General features: G+C 64.2%; 19 protein-coding genes. 8 read left to right on the top strand and 11 right to left on the bottom strand.

What is annotated here, in order from left to right; translation table 11 throughout:
• Window positions 1-830: 830 nt before the first annotated feature.
• From PV766_RS22710 to PV766_RS22700, 3 genes are all read right to left on the bottom strand, one after another.
• Complete coding sequence (locus tag PV766_RS22710; protein ID WP_421097968.1) at window positions 831-4,328, bottom strand: DEAD/DEAH box helicase; 3,498 nt, start codon at window positions 4,326-4,328, stop codon at window positions 831-833.
• A complete protein-coding gene (locus PV766_RS22705) occupies window positions 4,313-5,203 on the bottom strand; it encodes a hypothetical protein (RefSeq protein ID WP_421097967.1) in 891 nt (296 codons plus the stop codon). Before PV766_RS22705 ends, PV766_RS22710 begins: the two co-directional genes overlap by 16 nt.
• 222 nt (window positions 5,204-5,425) lie before the next feature.
• On the bottom strand, window positions 5,426-7,315 hold the full coding sequence (locus PV766_RS22700; protein WP_421097966.1) for an ATP-dependent nuclease: 1,890 nt from the start codon (window positions 7,313-7,315) through the stop codon (window positions 5,426-5,428).
• Window positions 7,316-7,548: 233 nt separating this feature from the next.
• Between PV766_RS22700 and PV766_RS22695 the strand changes: the two genes are divergently transcribed.
• From PV766_RS22695 to PV766_RS22685, 3 genes are read left to right on the top strand one after another with little or no spacing between them, the layout of a single operon-like run.
• Window positions 7,549-7,602 (top strand): chloramphenicol resistance leader peptide, encoded by a 54-nt coding sequence (locus PV766_RS22695; RefSeq protein WP_011113070.1) that lies wholly within the window; start codon window positions 7,549-7,551, stop codon window positions 7,600-7,602.
• 21 nt (window positions 7,603-7,623) lie between these two features.
• Window positions 7,624-8,799: a chloramphenicol efflux MFS transporter Cmx gene (gene cmx / locus PV766_RS22690; protein WP_005297378.1), complete on the top strand. Its 1,176-nt coding sequence runs from the start codon at window positions 7,624-7,626 to the stop codon at window positions 8,797-8,799.
• A complete protein-coding gene (locus tag PV766_RS22685) occupies window positions 8,799-9,788 on the top strand; it encodes an IS481-like element IS5564 family transposase (protein WP_167380529.1) in 990 nt (329 codons plus the stop codon). Before cmx ends, PV766_RS22685 begins: the two co-directional genes overlap by 1 nt.
• Here PV766_RS22685 and PV766_RS22680 read toward each other — a convergent pair.
• The 4 genes from PV766_RS22680 to PV766_RS22665 all read right to left on the bottom strand — a co-directional run bounded on the left by PV766_RS22680 (window position 9,760) and on the right by PV766_RS22665 (window position 12,273).
• On the bottom strand, window positions 9,760-10,266 hold the full coding sequence (locus PV766_RS22680; protein ID WP_421097965.1) for an AAA family ATPase: 507 nt from the start codon (window positions 10,264-10,266) through the stop codon (window positions 9,760-9,762). The two genes, PV766_RS22685 and PV766_RS22680, sit on opposite strands and share 29 nt — an antisense overlap.
• Window positions 10,267-10,485: 219 nt before the next feature.
• The gene (locus tag PV766_RS22675; RefSeq protein WP_421097964.1) at window positions 10,486-11,043 is read right to left on the bottom strand and encodes a hypothetical protein; all 558 of its coding nucleotides are present in this window, start codon (window positions 11,041-11,043) and stop codon (window positions 10,486-10,488) included.
• Entirely contained in the window at window positions 11,043-11,846 is an 804-nt protein-coding gene (locus PV766_RS22670) for a hypothetical protein (RefSeq protein WP_421097963.1), read from the bottom strand. The genes PV766_RS22675 and PV766_RS22670 overlap by 1 nt, the downstream gene beginning before the upstream one ends.
• Complete coding sequence (locus PV766_RS22665) at window positions 11,839-12,273, bottom strand: HD domain-containing protein (RefSeq protein ID WP_064257319.1); 435 nt, start codon at window positions 12,271-12,273, stop codon at window positions 11,839-11,841. The genes PV766_RS22670 and PV766_RS22665 overlap by 8 nt, the downstream gene beginning before the upstream one ends.
• Before the next feature lie 381 nt (window positions 12,274-12,654).
• On the opposite strand from PV766_RS22665, the gene PV766_RS22660 reads away from it, so the two are divergent.
• From PV766_RS22660 to PV766_RS22645, 4 genes are read left to right on the top strand one after another with little or no spacing between them, the layout of a single operon-like run.
• Window positions 12,655-14,232 carry a type I restriction-modification system subunit M gene (locus PV766_RS22660; protein ID WP_064257320.1) on the top strand — a complete coding sequence of 526 codons (1,578 nt, stop codon included), beginning with the start codon at window positions 12,655-12,657 and terminating at the stop codon, window positions 14,230-14,232.
• Entirely contained in the window at window positions 14,225-15,412 is a 1,188-nt protein-coding gene (locus PV766_RS22655; RefSeq protein ID WP_064257321.1) for a restriction endonuclease subunit S, read from the top strand. The genes PV766_RS22660 and PV766_RS22655 overlap by 8 nt, the downstream gene beginning before the upstream one ends.
• A 2-nt stretch (window positions 15,413-15,414) precedes the next feature.
• Window positions 15,415-18,492, top strand: a complete 3,078-nt coding sequence (locus PV766_RS22650) for a type I restriction endonuclease subunit R (RefSeq protein WP_421097962.1) — start codon at window positions 15,415-15,417, stop codon at window positions 18,490-18,492.
• A 7-nt stretch (window positions 18,493-18,499) separates the two neighbouring features.
• Window positions 18,500-18,757, top strand: a complete 258-nt coding sequence (locus PV766_RS22645) for a hypothetical protein (RefSeq protein ID WP_421097961.1) — start codon at window positions 18,500-18,502, stop codon at window positions 18,755-18,757.
• A gap of 152 nt (window positions 18,758-18,909) precedes the next feature.
• Here PV766_RS22645 and PV766_RS22640 read toward each other — a convergent pair whose 3' ends face one another.
• From PV766_RS22640 to PV766_RS22625, 4 genes are all read right to left on the bottom strand, one after another.
• Window positions 18,910-19,101 (bottom strand): hypothetical protein, encoded by a 192-nt coding sequence (locus PV766_RS22640; RefSeq protein WP_421097960.1) that lies wholly within the window; start codon window positions 19,099-19,101, stop codon window positions 18,910-18,912.
• A 15-nt stretch (window positions 19,102-19,116) separates the two neighbouring features.
• Window positions 19,117-19,389, bottom strand: coding sequence for a hypothetical protein (locus tag PV766_RS22635; protein ID WP_421097959.1), 273 nt, complete (start codon window positions 19,387-19,389; stop codon window positions 19,117-19,119).
• Window positions 19,390-19,514: 125 nt separating this feature from the next.
• A complete protein-coding gene (locus PV766_RS22630) occupies window positions 19,515-19,706 on the bottom strand; it encodes a hypothetical protein (protein ID WP_421097958.1) in 192 nt (63 codons plus the stop codon).
• A 217-nt stretch (window positions 19,707-19,923) separates the two neighbouring features.
• Complete coding sequence (locus PV766_RS22625; protein WP_421097957.1) at window positions 19,924-20,106, bottom strand: hypothetical protein; 183 nt, start codon at window positions 20,104-20,106, stop codon at window positions 19,924-19,926.
• Window positions 20,107-20,264: 158 nt separating this feature from the next.
• On the opposite strand from PV766_RS22625, the gene PV766_RS22620 reads away from it, so the two are divergent.
• Window positions 20,265-20,453: a hypothetical protein gene (locus tag PV766_RS22620; RefSeq protein WP_421097956.1), complete on the top strand. Its 189-nt coding sequence runs from the start codon at window positions 20,265-20,267 to the stop codon at window positions 20,451-20,453.
• Window positions 20,454-20,480: the final 27 nt, after the last annotated feature.

The raw sequence follows: 20,480 nt of genomic DNA, 5'->3' as shown, positions 1-20,480 counted from the left end.
CCGCGGCGCTCTCCCCGGCGCTCCGCGCCGGGAACCGGGCGGGTCGCTGCGCTCCCCGCTCGGGAGCCGCTGCGCGGCTCGGCGGGAGTCCAGTCACGTTGCCGTCGCCCGCGTCGCTGCGCTCCGCTCGACAGCAAGATTTCATGCACACCAACATTTTTCATCGACACCTCACATGCCACACCGGAGAGAATCGACAGACCGGGACGCGCTGCGCGCGCCGCGCACACCACCGCCGCGCTGCTGACTCCCCGTCCCGACATCATGCTCCCATCATACCCCACAGCCAAAGGAGGCACCAGACGAGCGAAAGCACTCTAGATCACCAATTCCGTTACACAGCAAGTATATATCCCGATATCACAGAACTGTCATGCGCATTACACAAGTGAAACCTTGCACACCAACGTGATTCACAACAAGCATTGCTCCACAACACATTTCAAAAACACGCCGGAAACAGCACCCCACCGCGCCCCCACACACCCCCGACACCGACCCCACCCACACCCGCCGGCACCACCACCGGCCCCACACCGGGACATGCCATCACCCCAGCTCACAGCACCGAAACCACCCCCACCACCAAGCACACCCGCGAGGGACACACCCCGACCACAACACCACCCCACCGACACAGCAGGGGCCGGGTCGCCACCCCATCATCCCCTCAACAACACCTCAGCCGCAGGATCAGGCGCATCCAGAAACCGCACCACGATCCCCTCCCACATCACCCAGACGCGCCGTCGCCAGCAACGCCCCCACTTGGCCCTCACCCAAGCTCAGTGTCTCCCCCTCGTCGTCCACCGGGGAATGGCCACGAAGAGTTACAGGAAGCTGAGTTGGCCTGTTGTGGCGCGAGTGATCGTCACCGTGGTGCCCTGAAGGCTGAAGTCGAGTAGCAAACCGCTGTCGAGCAACGCAGCGACGCCGGCATGATCACGCGCCACAATCAATCCGAGAACTGAGCGATCTTCGGCCAGGATCCTCAGCTCATCACCGTTGTCCGATGCGACCACGGTCACGGGTACCGGGTCGGCTTGCACGTCGCCCTCAAGCCGAGACTGAGCGGTGACAGTGCCAGTTGCCATCATCTCTGCCAGCTTGTGTCGGTCTCTACCCTGGACGTACTGGAGCAGGTCAAGAACATCCGTCGGGGTCGCTCCGAGGTTGGCACGCCACCCCTGAATGTGCTGCTCGCTCAAGTACTCGCGCAAACCTTCTTCATCCAGCCCTGCATCCAAAGCCACGCGCCCCAGGTGCTGCGCCAGCGTCCGAGACTTCACATCTCGAACGAGCAGATCGATCGCGAGGGGCGTATCGACGCCGTAACGCAGATGAGCAGCAGTGCTGGCGAACAGTTGCACTGGGCTGAGTCGTGACAGAAGGATGTCGTTCGCTTGGGCGATGATGAGACCGACAGTCCAGGATAGGTAGTGCTGTACTCCTTCGCTGATACCGTCGACCATTTGCTCAAGTCGGAACGCCGGGTCCGTCACCTCAATGAGGTGGGTGTTGGCTAGTTCGGTAAGTGTTCGTCCTGCGATCCAGTCACGAATCACGGCGTCGGCGTCGACCTCGATGTCCGCGCCTCTGGGTGACTTTCGGAAGCGCAAGTACCTTCGTGCTTCTGGCAGTTTCAAGAGACGGCTGTGCACGGCCTGGCTGGTGAGGACGTCGAGTGTTTCCTCAAGTGTTTGCTCATCAAGGCCGCCAAGTTGTTGCACACGGTCGGCGAGCTCCTCGGCGATCGTCTCGATCACGGCGGCCGACGCCAAGCTGGTTCCGGCTTGTGCCCAGCGTCGACGTGACGCGGGTGGTGTCTGCTCGTACTGGCTTGCGACGAGTTCGGCGAGTGCCAGCCACCGTTCCTTGAGGTCTTCGGGGAGCTGGGTGAACGCGAACAGGCGTTCCACGACTTCGCGCCAGGTCCTGGTGTTTGCGAGGTCAGGCACGTGCTCCAGGACGTGGAGGATGAACCAGACGTAGTTGACGAACCCTCCGGTCTCCTGGTCGGGGGCCAGCTGCAGGATCGCGTCCTGTGTCTGTGCCACGAGTGCCTCAGCTTCGACGAGAGCTTCGAGAGCTGCCGGTTTGGCTACGGTCGAGCGAACTTCAAGTTCGTCGGGGCCGGGGGTTAGCCGGTCGAAGTCGCTGCCGGTCAGCGCCTTCTGAAGGGCTAGCACGATCCAGCCTTCGGACTCCTTACCGGCTCGGCCGGCGCGGCCGACGGCGTTGAGGAGTTGGGCGGCAGTCATCCGGAAGGCTGGATCCTGACCGTCGTACTCCGTGGTTGCGATGACGACGGTGCGAACGGGCAGGTTCACACCATCGGTGAGGGTGCTGGTTGCGACGACAGCCTTGATTGTCTCGCTACGGATCGCGTCTTCGACGGCTTCTTGTACTTCGACAGGCAACCCGGCGTGGTGGTAGGCCACGCCCTTGCGGACTGTGCCGACGAGGGGATGGTCGTCGCCGAGGCGTGCGGCGAGGGCGTCGGCAAGGCCTTGAGAGCGCGGGTCTTCCTCGAGCTCGTCGGCCATGACCTTCGCGGCATCGCGTGCGGTGGCACGGTGGGAGACGACTATGAGGAGACTGCCGGCGCGGAGCAGCAAGGTGGCTGTCTTGGCGGTTGTCGAGTAGGCGGTGGAGGTGTTGCCCTTCCCGGTGATGCGCTTGTTGTCTGGGCCGATGACGAGCTGACCCACCGGGGTCTCTTTGCTGGTGGCCAGGTGCCGCTCGGTGGCACTGGTGGGGCGGACCGCGAGGTGGGCACGCAGGTCATATCGGGTCTTGTGAATACCTCCGCGATGACGAGGTGGGATGTCGGTGCGGCTCTCCTCGATCTTCTCGGTGCCCAGGAGGACGTGCAGCCGTCGTGGCGCTCTCCACTCGTCGGTGAACAGCACTTCGGCCTGCCCAGCGGAGGTCCATGCGGCGAGGGATGCGGCGTTGCCCATCACACCGGAGAGGAGGATGAGTCGTGCGCCGCTGGCGTCGAGCAACGACAGCAGTCCTTCGAGCAGCAGTCCACGGCCGCCAGACTCGGCGATGAGGTGGACTTCGTCGATGATGAACAAGCTGAACCGGCTCAAGACTTCCTGTGGGTTCTGCCGCAGAGCGTTCATCAGTCGCTCGGGCGTCATGACCTCGACCTGCGGCAGCCGACCGGTGCCGTCGGTGGTGTCATCGCCGAAGAGGTCCTGGGCACCGAAGCCGTCAGGGAGGTCTGCGCCGAGGCGCCGGTCAAGGTAACGCAGGCGGGGTCGCAGTCCTTGTCGCATTTCCCGGCCGAGGCTGCGCAGCGGCGTCACGTAGCAAACGTCGCGGTCGTCGCGTGCGGTGTGCGCGCAGATGATGAGCTGTGCGAGCAGCGTCTTGCCGGCGCTGGTCGGGACGGAAACAAGCAGCCTGGAGGTTGCGGGGTCGAGAGGGCTCATCGTCGGGTGGGCGACGAGGCTGCGCTGTGGCGGCCACAGCGTCAAGATGGGCTGCTGGTCGAGGGTGAACGCCTGTTTGACGGCTGCGGGGAGGTCTGGTGGGAGAACTGCCCAGATGCTGCTGCCGACGAGTCCGTCGGCGAGTGCGAGGAGGTGTCCAGCTACCCAACGGGTATCGAGGTCGCTGAGGCCAACTTCGTCGTCGACGACGAGGCGCAGGTGTCCACGGGCGGATTCGAGCACGCCGGGGCTGCCTTCGCGCAGGTACTGGACGAGGTCGGCGACGCCGCGTAGGAGCCGCTGGGTCGGGCCGAACACGGTGCCGTCGAGGCTTTCGAGTTCGGTCCCACGGGTCAGCGCGGCGGCGACGGCCGCCCAAGTACGTAGCCGCCGGTTGAGAGTGGCCATGTCGAGGCCGAGGAACAGGATTCCGGCTTGGAGGGCGACATCTGCGCTGTCGGTGAAATTGGCTGGCTCGACCATGGCGTCGCGCATCTTGCGGTAGATGGCGCCAGCGTTGGGGCTCTCGTCGGCGCGATGGTAGCCGACTTGTGCTGCGAATGCAGTCGCCAGGCGCTCGCGGCCTGTTTCGGCTGGATCCTCAAGGAGGAGATCGTGGACGTGGGCGCTGACAGCGAACGCGCGGCGGCGCTGCTCAAGCGGGTACCGGAATCCCTCGGCGGTGGAAGCGATCCCGTGCAGATACCAGGCGGTGCGTCTCAGTGGTGTGAGGTCAGCACGGAATCCGGTGTCAGTGAGGCCGCGGACGAGCTCGATCTCGAGTTCAGCGATGAACTCAGTGAGCTCGGTTACGGTGGGGAGCTCGGTAAGTTGGTCGTCGCCGAACGCGGCGTTGAGGTGCTCGGCGTCTAGAGCGCGGTCCATGCGTACCTCCGTACAGCTTCGGCGAGCTCGCCATAGCAGCTGATGCTGGTAGCCAGGCCGCGTAGCTGACCTGGCTTGTCCAGCAACGGCAGATACTCACTCATCTTCTTGAACGGCTCCTGCGGTAGCGGCTGGTGGGTCGCGAGCGTCACACCGGCGCCGACCAGCTCATCGCCTTGGGTCCACGCGGCCGGCACCCGTGCGATGAAGGTGAGCATCTCGTCGTCGTACGAGCCCAACGTAAAGGTTCCGACGATTTTCGCGACGTAACGCTGGCCGGAGGCAGCGATCTGCTTGTAGGCCTTGTTGAGGCTGGTAGATAGCAATCCGGACCCGGTGTTCTTCTTGCTTTCCCACAACCGGAATCGCAGAGCACCCGTGGGGTTCTCGTAGATGGAGAACCCGTCGCCGCCAGCGTCGGTGACGTCACCTTTCGGGTCGGGTTGAACGCGGACGGCTGCACTGTCCTTGGTGAGCAGGTGCCAGAGCCACTCACCGACGTGGCCGTACAAGTGGACCTCGCTCTTCGGCTTTTCCGGCAGACCGAAGACCGGCTCGACGAACGAGGCGACGGTCTCCCTTTCCAGTGGCAAGATCTTGGTTCCTGCAAGTGTGTGCTTGCGCCACGTGTCGTACAGGCTGATGGCGGGGCCAAAGCGAACCTTCATCATCTCGTCGACGAGCACCCAAGCAAGCGCGCCAGCCTCCTCAGCGGTGAGACTGGCGGCGACGTGCGAACTCCACTCGCACTTACTTGCCTCCGCGGCACCGTCATGAAAGGTCTGGGGCAGGTAGTCGTGGATGACCAGCCGCCCACGGGTCCGGGCAAACTCTTCAGACTGCGCAGCCGACAGCCGAGCAAGAGCGGAGGCCACCTGCTTCGTGGTAGACGCTTTGGCTTTTGTCAATGCTGCTCCTGAAGTATGTGCGCGAGGTCGGCAGCACGGGAACATCCTCCGATCTAGACCGCTCGCCTACGACAGTTCTACTATCTCGCAATCGAAGTGGCAGGTTAGTACCGCCCCACTGTCCGCAGTTACCTTTGCCCAAGAGCGGGGCACGGAGACTCATGGATCGACTCGGGCCCCAGGTGAGTGTTAGCGGACAGCGGCCTCGCGCACGGCCTTGTAGGCAAGTCCGTCGAGCGCCTTGAGAAGCCCGGGGAAGTCGGCAACGAGCTTGCGCGGGTCTGCCTCGAGGTCGAACCGTGCATACCAAGTGCGCATTTCGGCACGGACATCCTCAGCTTCAGGGCTTCGGTCGAGCTGACTGCCGATCTCCTCGATAAGTGTGACCACGTCTTCGCGACGCGCTTGACTGTCGTGAGTTCGGGTGAAGTCCTTCTTCGCGCGGTTGATGCGGCTGGAGATCTTCTGGACGGATTCAGCCCGCTCGGCCTTCCGCTGGCACAGGGCGATGTTCTTGAGCAGGAGCTTGAAGTTGTCGGCCGCGGTTTGTCGGTCTTCCTCTGCGACCACAAGGTCGCCAGCGCTACTTGTCAGGGCGTCAACTGTTGCGCGCGCGAACGCGACCTTGTCCAGATGGAAGGTCGGGATGTTCGTCTTTGAGGCGATCGCCTTCTCAAGGAATCTCAAAGTGCCGGAGTTCTTCGAGGCCTTCTCGTCTGTCGTTGTGGTATTTGGGTAGACGCTGGCTGGAGTAAGTGCGAGGTCGATCGGGTTCACGGTCGGCACGAACTCTCGGCAGTAGATCGTGGCGGCGAGGACTGCGACGTTGAACGGGACGACGTCTTCGATGCCAGCGATGCCAAGTGGGTTCTCGGTCACCAACCCGGCAAGGTCGCCCTGTCCGAGTTGGAGGACCAGGTCTGCGCCGATGAGTGTGTCACCGTAGGCGCCGCCAGCCGCAAGGTCGTCCCTCGCTTCGTTACCGGCTTTGTCGTTGTCCAAGAGCACGACGACGGGCGGCTTGTCGACATCGCGCCCGCGCGCCAGGTAGACGAGGTAAGGAATATGGCGGGTGCCGCCGGCGGGCACGATGGTGATGTGGTTCAGATCGAGCCGGTCGCGATCCGCTACGCCGAGCTTCTTCAGCCACCGGGAAGCACCCGCGATGAGGACCTGATCGGACGGCCCTTCGACCATGAGGTTGCAGTTGCCGATGAAGGTGGTCTCAGCGACGAAGCTGCCGAACGCGGACCGTAGGGGCTCGTAGTGGTTCGCGGCGGCGCTAGTGACGACGCGCGTGCCTTCGTCGTGCTCACCTTTCTCAAGGACGCGGATGCGGTCGGCTTCGTTCTTGTCGATGAGGAACGGCGAGTGCGTTACGTACACGACCTGGACCGGGTCACGGCCGGCGTCTTTAGGGTCAGCGAAGTCGTCGAATACCCGAAGCAGATCCTGTTGGCCTGAGGCCGACAGGAACTGGTCCGGTTCGTCCATGAGGAGGACCTCGGGGCGACCATCGGAGCGGACCTCGTGAGCGAGGTACTGGACGAAGTACGACAGGAAGTACTTCAGGCCGGCACTGCGCTCGTCGAACCCGTAAGTGCGCCCAGTTCGGTCGCGGATCATGAAGACAAGGTCGAATTCATAGAGCGATACGAAGAGTTCGAACTGCGAGTCCTGGGACCACCAGTGAGGAAAGTCGAGAGCCTTCGCGAGTTCACTGTTGATGGTATCGACGATGCTGTTCGCGTAACCGTTCTTCTTCTTGACGTGCTGTTGGAGCTCCTTGAGAAGCTCCTTGTTTATGCCTGCGACCTTGAAGATGAGGTCAGCTGCGAGCTCGTACATCTCGACCTCAGCCTCGGTTGCTTCACGAACGGGCTGGAACAGCTTGGAGATGGCACCCGCGTTTGTCGTGACGGTCTGGTCTGACTCGAACCAGGCGTTGTTCTTCTGGAATCCGTCCCAGAGCTCGCGCAGGAGATCACGGCCGAGCGGGGCGGTCTTGTTGCCCGAGACGAGGTACTCCAGGGGGACGCTGTCGGGGAGCGGTACGTCAGCGTCAATGCGAAACGGCACAGGGACGCCCAGCTCTGCGAGGGCGCTAGGTGTGATGTCCAGGGACGTTGTTCTGGCCCCCGCCCGTAATGACACCGTGCCGATTCAAGAAGTATCTGTCCAGACCGCTTGCCATTGAAGGCATGTTAGAGTTTGGGGCATGTCGAGTCCCGAATCAGACAGGTCAGGGGTTGTCGGTCACACCGCCAGCCCCTTGAACCACTAGTTACGACGCCCACGATCTGTGTGGGCGTATGTCTGGCGTACCCGGGGCGCTGGCCGTGGTGACAAGAAGAACCATTTCTTGATCTCACACCTCGGAGTACTCGATGCCTTTTGCCCTTTACATGCTTGCCCTGGCGGTCTTCGTCATGGGCACTTCAGAATTCATGCTCGCGGGATTGCTCCCCGCGATCGCGACCGAACTTGACGTCTCGGTCGGCACTGCGGGCCTGCTGACCTCCGCATTCGCAGTCGGTATGGTCGTCGGCGCGCCAGTGATGGCGGCATTCGCTCGCCGTTGGCCACCGCGGCTCACATTGATCGTTTGCCTTCTCGTGTTCGCGGGAAGCCACGTCATCGGAGCGATGACACCAGTGTTCTCTCTCCTGCTCATCACCCGGGTGCTCAGCGCTCTCGCAAACGCAGGATTCCTCGCCGTAGCACTGAGCACGGCCACTACCCTCGTGCCAGCGAACCAGAAGGGGCGTGCACTGTCGATCCTGCTCTCCGGCACGACGATCGCAACCGTCGTGGGCGTCCCCGCCGGGGCACTGCTCGGCACAGCGCTGGGCTGGCGAACGACGTTCTGGGCGATCGCCATCCTCTGTATTCCCGCGGCCGTTGGAGTCATTCGTGGCGTCACGAACAATGTTGGTCGGAGCGAGACTAGCGCGACCTCACCAAGGCTCCGTGTCGAGCTCAGCCAGTTGGCGACGCCGCGGCTCATCCTGGCCATGGCACTCGGAGCGCTGATCAACGGAGGGACCTTTGCGGCATTCACCTTCCTGGCACCCATCGTGACCGAGACCGCGGGCTTGGCCGAAGCGTGGGTGTCCGTCGCGCTGGTGATGTTCGGCATCGGATCGTTCCTTGGCGTCACGATCGCAGGACGACTATCAGATCAACGACCTGGCCTCGTGCTCGCAGTCGGCGGACCGCTATTGCTGACAGGCTGGATCGTGTTGGCAGTGGTCGCATCTCATCCCGTTGCGCTTATCGTCCTCGTCCTCGTTCAGGGATTCCTGTCGTTCGGCGTCGGCAGTACTCTGATCACGCGTGTGCTGTATGCAGCATCGGGTGCGCCAACGATGGGCGGTTCGTACGCAACCGCAGCATTGAATATCGGAGCTGCAGCGGGGCCCGTGCTTGGTGCGCTCGGGCTCGCGACCGGGCTGGGGCTGCTCGCGCCGGTTTGGGTCGCTTCGGTGCTGACAGCGATCGCTCTCGTCATCATGCTTCTCACCAGACGCGCGCTTACGAAGACCGCGGCGGAGGCCAATTGATGACCCATCCGAACGCTCTTCTCACTCCTCGTGCCCGTCTCCGGTTAGCTCGGCTGATTGTCGAAGACGGCTATCCGGCCACGATCGCCGCAAAGATGTTCATGGTCTCCCCGATCACTGCCCGGAAATGGGCAGGCCGCTACCGGGAAGAGGGTGAGTTTGGGATGCAGGATCGCTCCAGCAAGCCGCACCGGATCCCAGGCAGGACGCCCGAGCATGTCAAGAAGAAGATCATCAACCTGCGCTGGCGGCTTCGACTGGGGCCAGCCCAGATCGCTGCGCGACTTGGTCTCTCGACGTCGACTGTTCACGCGGTCCTCGTCCGTTGCCGCGTGAACCGCCTCTCGCATATCGATCGTGTCACTGGCGAGCCATTGCGGCGATATGAGCATCCTCATCCGGGATCGTTGATTCATGTCGATGTCACGAAGTTCGGCAACATCCCCGACGGCGGTGGACATCGTTACGTAGGTCGGCAGCAAGGCGCACGGAACAAGCTCGCGACTCCGGGATTACCACGAGGAAAAGATCACAAGCCGCGCACCGGGACGGCGTTCGTTCACACAGTCATCGATGACCACTCCCGCGTCGCATACGCAGAAATCTGGTCGGATGAGCAGGCGAGCACAGCGGTGGGAGTTCTCGAACGCGCCGTGGCCTGGTTCGCCGAACGAGGCGTGACCGTCGAGCGAGTCCTATCCGACAACGGGTCGGCATACAGATCCCACGCATGGAGGGACTTCTGCGCTCGGCTCGGCATCCGACACAAGCGGACACGCCCCTACCGGCCGCAGACGAACGGGAAGATCGAGCGATTCCACCGCACGCTCGGGGACGGCTGGGCCTATGCCAGGTTTTACGGTTCAGAGGCCGAACGACGCCTGGCGCTGCCCGGCTGGCTCCACTTCTACAACCACCACCGACACCACTCTGCGATTGGCGGCGTACCCTTCGACCGACTCAACAACGTCCCTGGACATCACAGCTAGGCTTCTCAACGCGTTCCGGACCGGTCCACTTGTCCTTCTGCCGAACGTAGACCCGAAACTTCGGCGTCTGATTCATCCGGAAGAACGCGACCCGCTCGACGTCGTGGAGGTCGCTGTGGCCCGAGATGCTCTCGATGAGCTTGACGGCCTCGTCCGAAACCTCAGCAAAGACGGCGCCGAACTCCGGCAGCACGATATCGTTGTGGACACCGAAGAATCGCGAGTATCGACAGAAGTCGCTTCGCTCGAACCCGTTGCCGGTCAGCGCGGCTTCGATGGCGCTGAGTACCTGAGACTTGCCGGACTCGTTCGCACCGACGACAGTCGTGATGCCCGGGCGAAGCTTGATGCGGACGAACGGGTAGTCGCCTTCAGGCGTGGCATCCCATGGGTCAGGCTCGTACTTCTCACCAGATGCGCGGATGAAGTCGTAGTTGAGCGACCGATAGAAACGTGCGTAAACAGAGTGAAGCCTCATTGATGTCCTGTCGTAGGTCCGTGCGGAAACTCTGTCAGAGGGGTCCGACGGTTCGTGACTTCCGACTCGTATACGACCAGCGCTGCAACGTGTCTACACCGCAGCCTCCGGACGTCCACACTTTTTCGCGAGCTACGCGCACCTAACTTGCCTCTACCGCGTCCCTCTCCCGCACCAAGGGCGGGACGTGCCGTTTCCGGCCAGTCGAAACACTGTCGTTCAGGCAGTGCGGGCGATCTCCACGGCAAGGCGACCATCAGCGGTAGCGGTGACCCGGGAGTCGATGTGCAGACCGGACTTGCGGACCGCAGCGATCTTCCCGGTACGCAAGTCGCGGGCGGCCACCGTGGCTGTGCGGCGCTTGTCACGGTCGTAGACCTTGTAGGTCAGCCACTTTCCCGGCTCGGTGTTGGCCAAAGCGTTGACCTTCGCCGCAGCGAACTCCTGTGGCGAAGGGGTGCGCTCAGCGACAGGCTGGGCACCGAACACCTCGGCCAGCGTCTTGTGGTCGGGTTCGGCGGTCAGCTCGTCGAGCAGATCCCGGTGCCGGCGGCCGTCGAGTTTGCCGAGTTGCCCGGCCTCAACAATGCCGTGGCCGGTCGCGGCGTCGACCGGGGTCCAGTCGAGTTCGTTGTCCCAGTAGAAGTCCTGGCCGAGCTGGCGGTGCAGCACGAACCTGCCCAGGTTCGGGACATAGGCGTAGATCCGGGCGGCCTGCGTGTCCTCGTAGGCGAGCCACTGCTCCTGACCGAGGTAACTGACGGTGTACAGGCTCATCACGTGTCCCTTCCGAGATTCATCTTCCGTGGTGCATAGTTCTTCGGCGTGACCGGACAGCCGCCGAGCTCGGACAGCTGCGTGAGCCCGGGCGGGGTGGGGACCTGCGCCCAGCGAGTAGTCATCTTCTCGATCAGCGCGGCCCGCTCCGCCGCGGGAACGCCGGTGTCGCGGGCGCGCTCGTAGTCGACGTGAGTGTCGTCCTTGACCTGCTGCGAGGCGTCGGTGTGGAACTGGAACTCGGCGACCAGCCCGTCCGGGTGACGGGCGAGCATGTGCAGGCCCTTGTACTGGTTGCCGTCGAGATAGGACTGCTCGGCCTCGATCACCATCCAACCGCGATGGGAGAGCCCGGCAGCCATCGCCCGGGCGGTCGCGACCAAGTGCTCGGGGCGGGAGATCGCGGTGTAGCGGACGACGTCGGTGATCTTCTCGACGATCCGTTCCGGCTCGGCGAACGGTGCGGCCTTGACGCGGTAGGCGAGCTTGCGGGCCAGCGAGGCCGGGCTTTTCATCCGGAACTCGAGGCCATGCATGCGAGCACTCTCGGGGAGTACGGCGAGCACATCAGCGGTCATCGCGGCCTCCTGCTGCTTCACGGCAGTCATCGTGCCGACGACCAGGGCTGCGACCTCGGCCGGATAGTCGGCATAGAGCCGGCGCGGGGTGCTGGCCGGGTCGGTGGCCCACTCGACGTCGGGCCGATCCGGCGCCGGGTCGGGCCGCAGTGCCTCGATCGACGTCGACTTGTGCTGTCGGTGATCGGTGCATCTGCGGCCGCCGTCGTCCTCGGCCCTACACACCGGCGGTCAGCTCGGCCCGCGCGCGGGCGTATTTCGCGATCAGGCGCTCGCGGGTGGCGGCGTCGAGCCGGGCCAGGCGCTGCGGGTCACTGTTGTCGGCGAGATCCGCGAGTTTGACCGTCAACGCCAGGGGCACTGCCCGCACGCGGGCGTAGTAGTCGGCCGGGGCTTCACCGGGGCGGCGGGTCAGCGCATCGACTGCGATGGTGACCTCGGCCGGGAACGATTCCTCGAGGTCGGCGAGCGTAACCGGGGTGTCTTCGACGACATCGTGCAGCCAGGCAGCCGCGACGGCGTTCTCGTCACCGGCCAGCCGGGCGGCGACGCGCGCGGGGTGGGTGATGTAGGGCTGGCCGGCCTTGTCGACCTGACCGCGGTGAGCCGCAATGGCGATCTCCTCGGCGAGCGCTGCGATTGACCGTCTCATATCTTCCTCCATCTTCCCTCATCTTACCCCGTCCCGACAGTGGGCGCAGTTGGAAATACTTCCTCCGCCCCGCGCTTACGTTGGTCCGACCTGGCACCCGGGGTCGACGGTCGCCCAGCGGCACAAGGAGCGCGGCCAACTCATCGCCGAGCGCAGAACCGAACCCGACGACGATGCCGTGCCCGACACCGACGGGATCAACCGTCCTTCCCGATCGGTACGCCGCCGAGCGTGTTCCGTTGCCGGCAGCAGCGCTGATCGATCGCCGCCGTGGCTTAAATACGTCCCTGCCTGCATCTACTCTGAGCACCCGAAATAGGGTGAGCACCGAACCACCCCGGCCTTCGGGTCGCCCCCTCACCAGCAAGGACACCTCGACAGATGACAGTGACCCAGCAGGAGATCGAGAACCGGCTCTGGGACGCCGCCGACGAACTACGCGTGGCGATGCCCGAAGCGCAGTACTCCTCGGTCGTCTTCCCGCTGATGTTCTGGAAGTACCTGTCCGACACCTGGGAGCATCAGCACGAGGTGTTCCTGGCCGAGAACGACGGACTGCTCGAGGATCTGTCCGCCGAGGAAGCCCGCGAGATCGAATACCGCGACTACCAGTCGTTCGAGATCCCGCTGATCCACCCCGGCACCGTCCACGAGCGCCGCGCCTCCTGGGCCTCGATCCTGGCTACCATCACCCAGCCCGGCCTCGGCCAGCGGGTGCGGGCATCGCTTCAGGCCATCGAGACCGCGAATCCGGACAAGTTCTCACGCCTGTTCGGGTCGATGACGTGGACGTCGGAGGAAGTGCTCTCCGGTGAGGTGTTGGCGGCGGTCATGCAGGCGATGGACCGCACCCCGAAGATGCACGAGGGCAACATGTCCCACGACGTGCTCGGCGGGGCATATGAGTACCTGCTCAAACGGTTCTCCGACGGGTCCGGCACCCGCGCCGGCCAGTTCTTCACCCCACGCGAGGTCGTCGAGCTGATCGTCGAGATCCTCGATCCGCACGACTACGAGTCGGTGTACGACCCGACGTGCGGGTCCGGTGGCATGCTCATCGCCTCCGCCGGGTTCCTCAAAGCCCGCGGCAAGAAGGGCTATTCGTTGCAGCTGTATGGGCAGGAAGCCGTCGCAGACACAGCGGGTGTGGCCCGCATGAACTTGTTCATGCACAACCTCACGCAGTTCCAGGTCGAGGTCGGCGACACCTTGAAGGAACCACGCTTCAAGAAGCCGGACGGATCGGTCGCGCAGTTCGACATGATCCTCGCCAACCCGCCCTACAGCCTGAAGTGGAAACCCTGGACCAATGACCCCCGCGCGATCGGTGGAGTGGCCCCGCAATCGTCGGCGGATTGGGCGTTCGTGCAGCACATGATCGCCAGTATGGATCCGAAGAAGGGTCGCGCAGGCGTCGTCTTGCCTCACGGTGTCCTATTCCGCGGTAGCCAAGAAGCAGCTATCCGCCAACGCATCCTCGACGACGACCTCCTCGAAGCCATCATCGGTCTACCGGCGAATCTCTTCTACAGCACAGACATTCCCACAGCGATCCTGGTGTTCCGTGCTGTCGGCACCAAGGTTTCGGAGCGGCAGAAGGGCGTGCTTTTCATTGATGCCTCCACACGGTTCGTCAAGGCCAAGAGCCGCAACGTCCTGACCGAGGCCGATATAGCCGACATCGTGACGACGTACCATTCGGACTTCGATACCGATGGCAACCCGGTCGACCCTGACGGGGAAGGTGGTCTGGCGGCGAGATTTGTCGCTACCACGGAGATTGCGGCAAATGGGTACGACCTCAGCATCGGCCGCTACATCAAGCAGACCGCCGACGAAACACAAGATCTCGGCACACAGATCAACGCCTACAACCTCGCGCGTGCTGAGCGTCGAACCACCGAGGTGCGCATGCTCAAAGTTCTCGCCGCCGCCGGGATCGAGGGTTTCAATGAGTGACAAGTGGGTCGAGACGACGCTCGGGGACACCTGTTGCTCTATCAAGAGGGGGAAGGCCCCGAAGTACGTCGACAATGGATACCTGGTGTTCAACCAGAAGTGTGTCCGTGATGAAAACCGAATCGACAGCGCTCTCGCCCGCCGTACAGACCCTTCACGGCCGATCCCCGAACATGCTCAACTTCAAATCGGCGACGTGCTCATCAACTCCACAGGCCGAGGCACACTTGGCCGGGCCGCAGAACTGCGCGAGCTACCCGAGCCGGCAACTGCCGACTCCCACATCACCATCGTGCGTCCGGACCCGCAACACTTTGCATTGGGATTCGCAGGTCTGGTGCTTTCTGCCCGCAAGGCAGATCTTGAGTCGTTCCAGACCGGGAGCACCAACCAGACCGAGTTGTCTGCCGGCAATATCGCGTCGGTGTCCATCGCCCTCCCGCCTCTCCCGGTGCAAGAGAGGATCGTTGAAGTCATCGAGGCAGTTGACGATCAGATCACTGCGCTCGGTAACGAAGCTACAGCGCTGCAAAACGTCTATCAGTCGGCGACGTCACTGCTCTGGTGTACTGCTGCCGGCGAGGAAGCCGAGCCCCGTCTCCTAGGTGACGCGATGCACCTCGATCTTGTACGGACCCGATTGGAAGCCGGAACCACATACTGCCTCGCCGGGGTACTCAACGCTGGTCAAGGCCTCATTGACAAGGGCCCCTTCGACGGGGCAGACACCGAGTACACAGCGATGAACCTCCTTCGAGAAAACCAAGTGGTAATGCGGAAGCTGACCGCCTGGGAAGGGCCGATCACGGTGGTACCCGCCAAGTTCGACGGCTTCGTCGCGAGCAACGAGTTCCCCACTTTCACTCTTGCCGAGGACATCGCCCCGGGCTGGATGAAGCACGTGTGCCGAACACCTCGACTGTGGGCGGAAATGCAGAGCCGAGTTGTCGGGACCGTGCAGCGCCGTAAGCGCCTCAACCCCGACCAGCTCCTATCTGTGGCGCTTCCTGTCCCCTCGCGGTCTGAGCAGGAACGGGCAGCAGAAGCATTGGATGCAATCAAGGAGCAGATCACTGCGATCCGGACGGAAGCCGTTCGTCTCCGCGAAGTCCGGGCAGGCCTGCTGTCGGGTCTGCTAGATCGCACCATCGACATCGAAACCGCCGAACTGGGAGTCTGACCGTGGCCAAGGGCATCCGCGAACGCGAGTTCCAGAACCTGATGATCCAATGGTCCCTCCCCCTCGGCTGGAGCTACACCGCTGGCAGGTCACTACCGCGTGAGACCACACAAACCGTGCTGGCCGAGCACCTGCGCGCGGCCCTCGCCCGGCTCAACCCGGCAGTGATCGCAGGGTTCGATGTGGACGCGGTCGTCGACGAGATCGTCGCCACCGTCAACGCCGTCGAAGGCGGACTGGTACGCGCCAACGAACAGGTCCTGCACCTGCTGCGCGGCCGCAAGGAATTCCGGGACGCCGACGGTATCTGGCACGCCCTCAAACTCGTCGACTTCGAGCATCCGACCGGCAACACCCTGGTTGTGTCCGACGAGGTGCCGATCACCGTGCCGGGCAAGACCTCCCGCCGGTTCGATCTCGTCTACTGGATCAACGGGCTGCCGGTGGTGGTGGTCGAGGTGAAATCCCCGACCGCGAAATCCGGATGGGCCGACGCCGCCCGGGAGATCAACGACGTCTACGCCGCCGAATACCCGTGGTTCTTCACCGCCAATGTCTTCTCGGTCGCCTCCGACGGACTGAAACTGCGGTTCGGGGCCGCAGGGGCGCCGACGAACCTGTGGCAGCCGTTTCGCTCCACCGCGGACGATGAGGATCTGGCCGGCCAAGCCGACGTGCAGCGCTCGGTCGAGTTGCTGCTGAATCCGGCCACGGTGTTAGGCATGCTGGCCGATTTCGTGCTGTTCGACACTTCTGGTGGGGGTGCGGACAAGAAGTATCTGCCCCGCTATCCGCAGATGGAAGCGGCGCGGCTGATCCACGAGCGCGTCGTCGACGGTGGCACCCGGGGGTTGATCTGGCATCACCAGGGGTCGGGGAAGACACTGCTGATGGTGTTCGCCGCCTCGTTGTTGCTGGCCGATACCCGCACCGAGTCACCGACGATCATCTTGTTGTCGGACCGGACCCAGCTGGTGCGGCAGACCTCGGGGGTGTTCACCTCCGCGATGGGCGATGCCTACTTCCACCAGCCCGCCACCAGCGCCGAACTGCGCCGACTGTTGGCCGAGGACGTGCGGGGGGTGATCTCCACGACCGTGCACAAGTTCGCCGACGCCGGCACGAACCTGTCCACCCGCGAGAACATCATCGTGCTCGTCGACGAGGCCCACCGCACCCAATCGGCGCGCTCGGAGTCGCTGGCCGGGCAGATGCGCGCCGCGGTACCGAAGGCGCGGTTCTTCGGGATGACCGGCACCCCGGTGCGCAACCTCGCCACCGACACCTTCGCGCTGTTCGGCGACGAGCAAGATCCGGGGAAGGTGTTGCACCGGTATTCGGTGTCGCGGTCGTTGGCCGACGAGGCGACTGTGCCGGTGCTGCTCGATCCGCATCCGGTGGCGTTCGAGCTCGACGATGCCGCGTTGCAGGCGGAGTTCGATCAGTTCGCCGAGGACTTCGATCTCGACGACCCGGATCGGGAGATCCTCTCGCGTAAGTTCGGGCGGCTGACATCGGTGTTCGCCAACCCTGAGCGCATCGAGGCGGTGTGTCAGGACATCGTGGATCACTATCTGGCCGGTGCCTATCGCAACGGGCTCAAAGCCCAGGTTGTGGCCTACAACCGGGAACTTGCCGTCGCCTATACGGACAAGCTCAACGAGCTGTTGGCCGGATTCGAGGTCACGCAGGTGCTTACCGAGGTCGGTGTCCACGAGCGGATCTGCGCCGAGGTGAACATCTCCGTCTCGGATGCGAAGGACGAGGATCGCGCACTGCGGGCCTATCAGCTGTCCGAGGCCGACGAAGAAGAGCAGAAGCGGCGGTTTCTGACCCCGGATGATCCGCTGTGTTTTCTGGTGGTGACCGCCAAGCTGCTGACCGGATTCGATGCCCCCAACGAAGGGGTGCTGTATCTGGACAAGCCGCTCAAGGCGCACAACCTGTTCCAGACGATCACCCGCCCGAACCGCACCTGGATCTCCCCCACCGGATTCGTGAAAACATCCGGGGTGGTCGTGGACTACATCGGCCTGGCCGAGGAAGTCCAACGCGCAGTCCAGGACCCGACTGCCGACGACACGACAGGCCGTGGGGGTGGGTTCGTCACCGACCTGACTGACCTGGTCGCCGAGTTCCGCACTACCTTCGCCCGCATCGAAGATCTCCTCGCCGACATCGATGGCCTGGATCTGAGCGAGCACGGCTACGAGTCGGTGCGCGCGATCAACCATTTCCTCGACACCCACCCCGGCGCCACCGAAGTGTTCTCCAAGGACTACCGGCTGTTGGCGCGGTTGTATCCGCTGATCAACACCGACAAGCGGATCAGCAAATATCGCAGCGGGTTCGCCTTGTTCGGGTCGGTGTACACGACGCTGTTCAAAAAGTCCTCCGACGAGGATCGCAAAGAACGCCTGTCCGAGCTCGGACCGATGGTCCTCGAGATCATCAACGCGCACGTGCATTCGTTCACCGTCGTCGCCGGCCAGGAAGAACCCCTCGTCCTCGACAGCCAGGGCATCGCGATCCTCAAAGAACTCCTCGCCTTGGTCCGGCCGAAGAAAACCGATGATGAAGAGGACCCCACGCCGCCGTCGGCAGCGGAGATCCTCGACCACATCAAAGCCGCCCTCGACAAGGGCGTCGAGCCGGGCTCGGCGAAATACACCGCCCTGGCCGAACGCATCAAACAACTGCGGGACCGCATCATCCAGAACTCCCACGACGCCCTCGAATTCCTCGCCGAGGCCCTGCGGATCGCCCGCACCATCGTCCACGCCGAAAAACACCCCGACGACACCGTCGTGGTGGTCGACGACGACCACGTCGGGGTCCTGTCCCGGATCATCGAAGACCACGCACCGGACGGCATCACCGTCACCGAACGCAACCTCGCCGAGGAAATCGACAAGGTCGTCACCCATACCCTCAAACAGTCCTGGGACAACGCCGATGCCCGCAACCGCGGAGCGCGCCGCGCCACCGCCTCGGTGTTCCGTAAGTACGGGCTCAAACCGGTCGGGGAGCCCTATGACTCCACCGTCGACTACATCGAAGCCCACTACCTCGTCGACTGAATAGATTGTGACCGTCGTGCTGACGCTCGGAGCGCTGGTGCTGCCGGCCGGATTCGTCTGGACCCGCACCGCCACCGAACCCGCCCCGAAGATCGCCGCGCTCGCCGTCCAAGACTGCGGCGCGCTGATGCTCGGAGCGGCCGCGCTCGCCTCCGCCTCGTCCTGGACTGCGAAACTACCGATCCTGCTCAGCTCGATGATCCTGACGGCCGCCTGCACCTACGCCTACCGGCGTGCCCGCCAGCACAGCCAGCGCACCGACTGACCCCGTCGCGCGGCACCAAAGACGTGCTGTGAGCTGCGCAGATGACACGTCCCCGCGCCCCGCAAGCGCAGTGACATCCCGGCCGGTGCGCCGGCGGGTCGGTCCGGCACGACCGGCCGCGGCCGGTGCCTCCGCGATGGGCGCGTTCGGGGTTACAGCCGGCCGGGGCCGTGCTCATCCCACGGGTTCGGGCTCTCCGGCCGCCAGGCGAGGTAGATGGACCCGCCGCCCCGCGTCGTGTTCTGACCGGTCAGCAGCGGAATGCCGGCCACCACGGCGTCGAGGGCGAGGTCCGGCAGCGGCATCGCCTTCAGTACCTCGGTGCGCAGCCGGTCTTCGATCACACTTCGCGGCCCGGCTCAGTTTTCCTCCACAGAGCAGGGCTGCTCGGTCGCGGACGATGCCGGTGCGGTGGTGCGGATTCGGATCGGCTGCGGGGAATACCGCAGCCGGGTGCCGTCCGGATCGGACATGCCCTGCACCCAGCCTTCCTGCCAGAAGCGCAGGTAGACATGCGGATCGCTCACCCACCGCGGGATCGCCGGATCTTTCGGCTCGCGTGTCGGGTTGCGCGCGAACCGCGCCCCCGCACGGCGACCGTCCCGATACCCGCGGTCCTCGTCGTCGAGCATCGACCACTGCCCCTCCTGTGTCGTGGTGCGGCCGTTTCGTCTGTGGCCGCACGCGCGAGCTGTGCGCGCCCGGCGACCGTAGACACCAGCACCGACACAGGCGGTGTGAAAGCAGCGGCAATGGCTCAGTCGAGCTCGTAGCCCGCCTCACGGGCGATGACGGCCGCGACCTCATCGAAGGTGATCACCCCGCGGATCAGATCGACGAGCAGGTCCTTGTCCCGATCGCTCATCTGCCGGCCTTCGATAGCCATGATCGGTTCCATCTGCGCGACAGCCGCGCGGGCCTCGGCCTCGGTCGTACGGGGTGCTGGCATGGCCACCATGCACAGCACATCCCACCGACCACGACCGCACGACACGCGGGTCGCGGTCATACCCGTCGGATGCGGCGAGACGCCGGCGGGGGGCGTATGCGGCGAAGTGCTGTGGCACGTGCCCGCCCATCCTTCGACGTTCCCGATCGCCGGGCACGCGGACGTCGGGTACGTGCGCACCCCTCGGACACGGCACTTCGCCGCAGGAAGAGCCGGTCTACTTTCCGGTCTCGAGCATCAGAACCTGGCCCTCGACACCGAGACCGATGGTCGACTCGGTCCAGCCGCTGTCGACGTAGTCGCCTCCGGTGGCGGCCTGCGCCAGCCCGGCACCGGTCAGGCCGACGGCGCCCCCCGCGGCCGCCGTGACCAGAGCCCGCGCGATGATCGAACGTCGCATTGTTGGTTCCTCCTGTTGTCGACACGCACCCCGGCCGGATCGTCCGGCCGCGGTGGAGCCGGTGTCCTTGCCGCACCGGTGTCACCCAGTGAGATGCGCCCAGCGGCAGCACAGTTCCCGGCACTGGCGGATCGTCCGGCACCGGCTAGCGTGGCCGCGTGGACGCAGCGAAGCAGGCGATCGGGGACGCAGCCGATGCGATGACCGACGACGAACTCGAACAGGCCATCGCGGCGCTGCACGCCCGCGAATGCGAAGTCCTCATCGCCGGGGACAGCGCCGCGGCGTTCGATCTGATGGGCACCAAGTTCGTCCTGCTCTCGACACTGGACAACCGCCGCCGCTGACCTTCGGAAGAACAGGACCCACCCGCC

It is taken from the genome of Rhodococcus sp. As11, assembly GCF_048957735.1.
GTDB classification, from domain to species: Bacteria; Actinomycetota; Actinomycetes; order Mycobacteriales; family Mycobacteriaceae; genus Rhodococcus; species Rhodococcus gordoniae.
The sequence above is the reverse complement of the archived record's forward strand: the minus strand, read 5'-3'. Positions and strand labels throughout refer to the sequence as shown.

Bases quoted from the DNA above. Each gene is read 5' to 3' on its own strand.
- PV766_RS22710 (WP_421097968.1), bottom strand. From the start codon at position 4,328: ATGGACCGCGCTCTAGACGCCGAGCACCTCAACGCCGCGTTCGGCGAC.
- cmx (WP_005297378.1), top strand. From the start codon at position 7,624: ATGCCTTTTGCCCTTTACATGCTTGCCCTGGCGGTCTTCGTCATGGGC.
- PV766_RS22685 (WP_167380529.1), top strand. From the start codon at position 8,799: ATGACCCATCCGAACGCTCTTCTCACTCCTCGTGCCCGTCTCCGGTTA.
- PV766_RS22680 (WP_421097965.1), bottom strand. From the start codon at position 10,266: ATGAGGCTTCACTCTGTTTACGCACGTTTCTATCGGTCGCTCAACTAC.
- PV766_RS22675 (WP_421097964.1), bottom strand. From the start codon at position 11,043: ATGAGCCTGTACACCGTCAGTTACCTCGGTCAGGAGCAGTGGCTCGCC.
- PV766_RS22665 (WP_064257319.1), bottom strand. From the start codon at position 12,273: ATGAGACGGTCAATCGCAGCGCTCGCCGAGGAGATCGCCATTGCGGCT.
- PV766_RS22660 (WP_064257320.1), top strand. From the start codon at position 12,655: ATGACAGTGACCCAGCAGGAGATCGAGAACCGGCTCTGGGACGCCGCC.
- PV766_RS22655 (WP_064257321.1), top strand. From the start codon at position 14,225: ATGAGTGACAAGTGGGTCGAGACGACGCTCGGGGACACCTGTTGCTCT.
- PV766_RS22635 (WP_421097959.1), bottom strand. From the start codon at position 19,389: ATGCTCGACGACGAGGACCGCGGGTATCGGGACGGTCGCCGTGCGGGG.
- PV766_RS22630 (WP_421097958.1), bottom strand. From the start codon at position 19,706: ATGCCAGCACCCCGTACGACCGAGGCCGAGGCCCGCGCGGCTGTCGCG.
- PV766_RS22625 (WP_421097957.1), bottom strand. From the start codon at position 20,106: ATGCGACGTTCGATCATCGCGCGGGCTCTGGTCACGGCGGCCGCGGGG.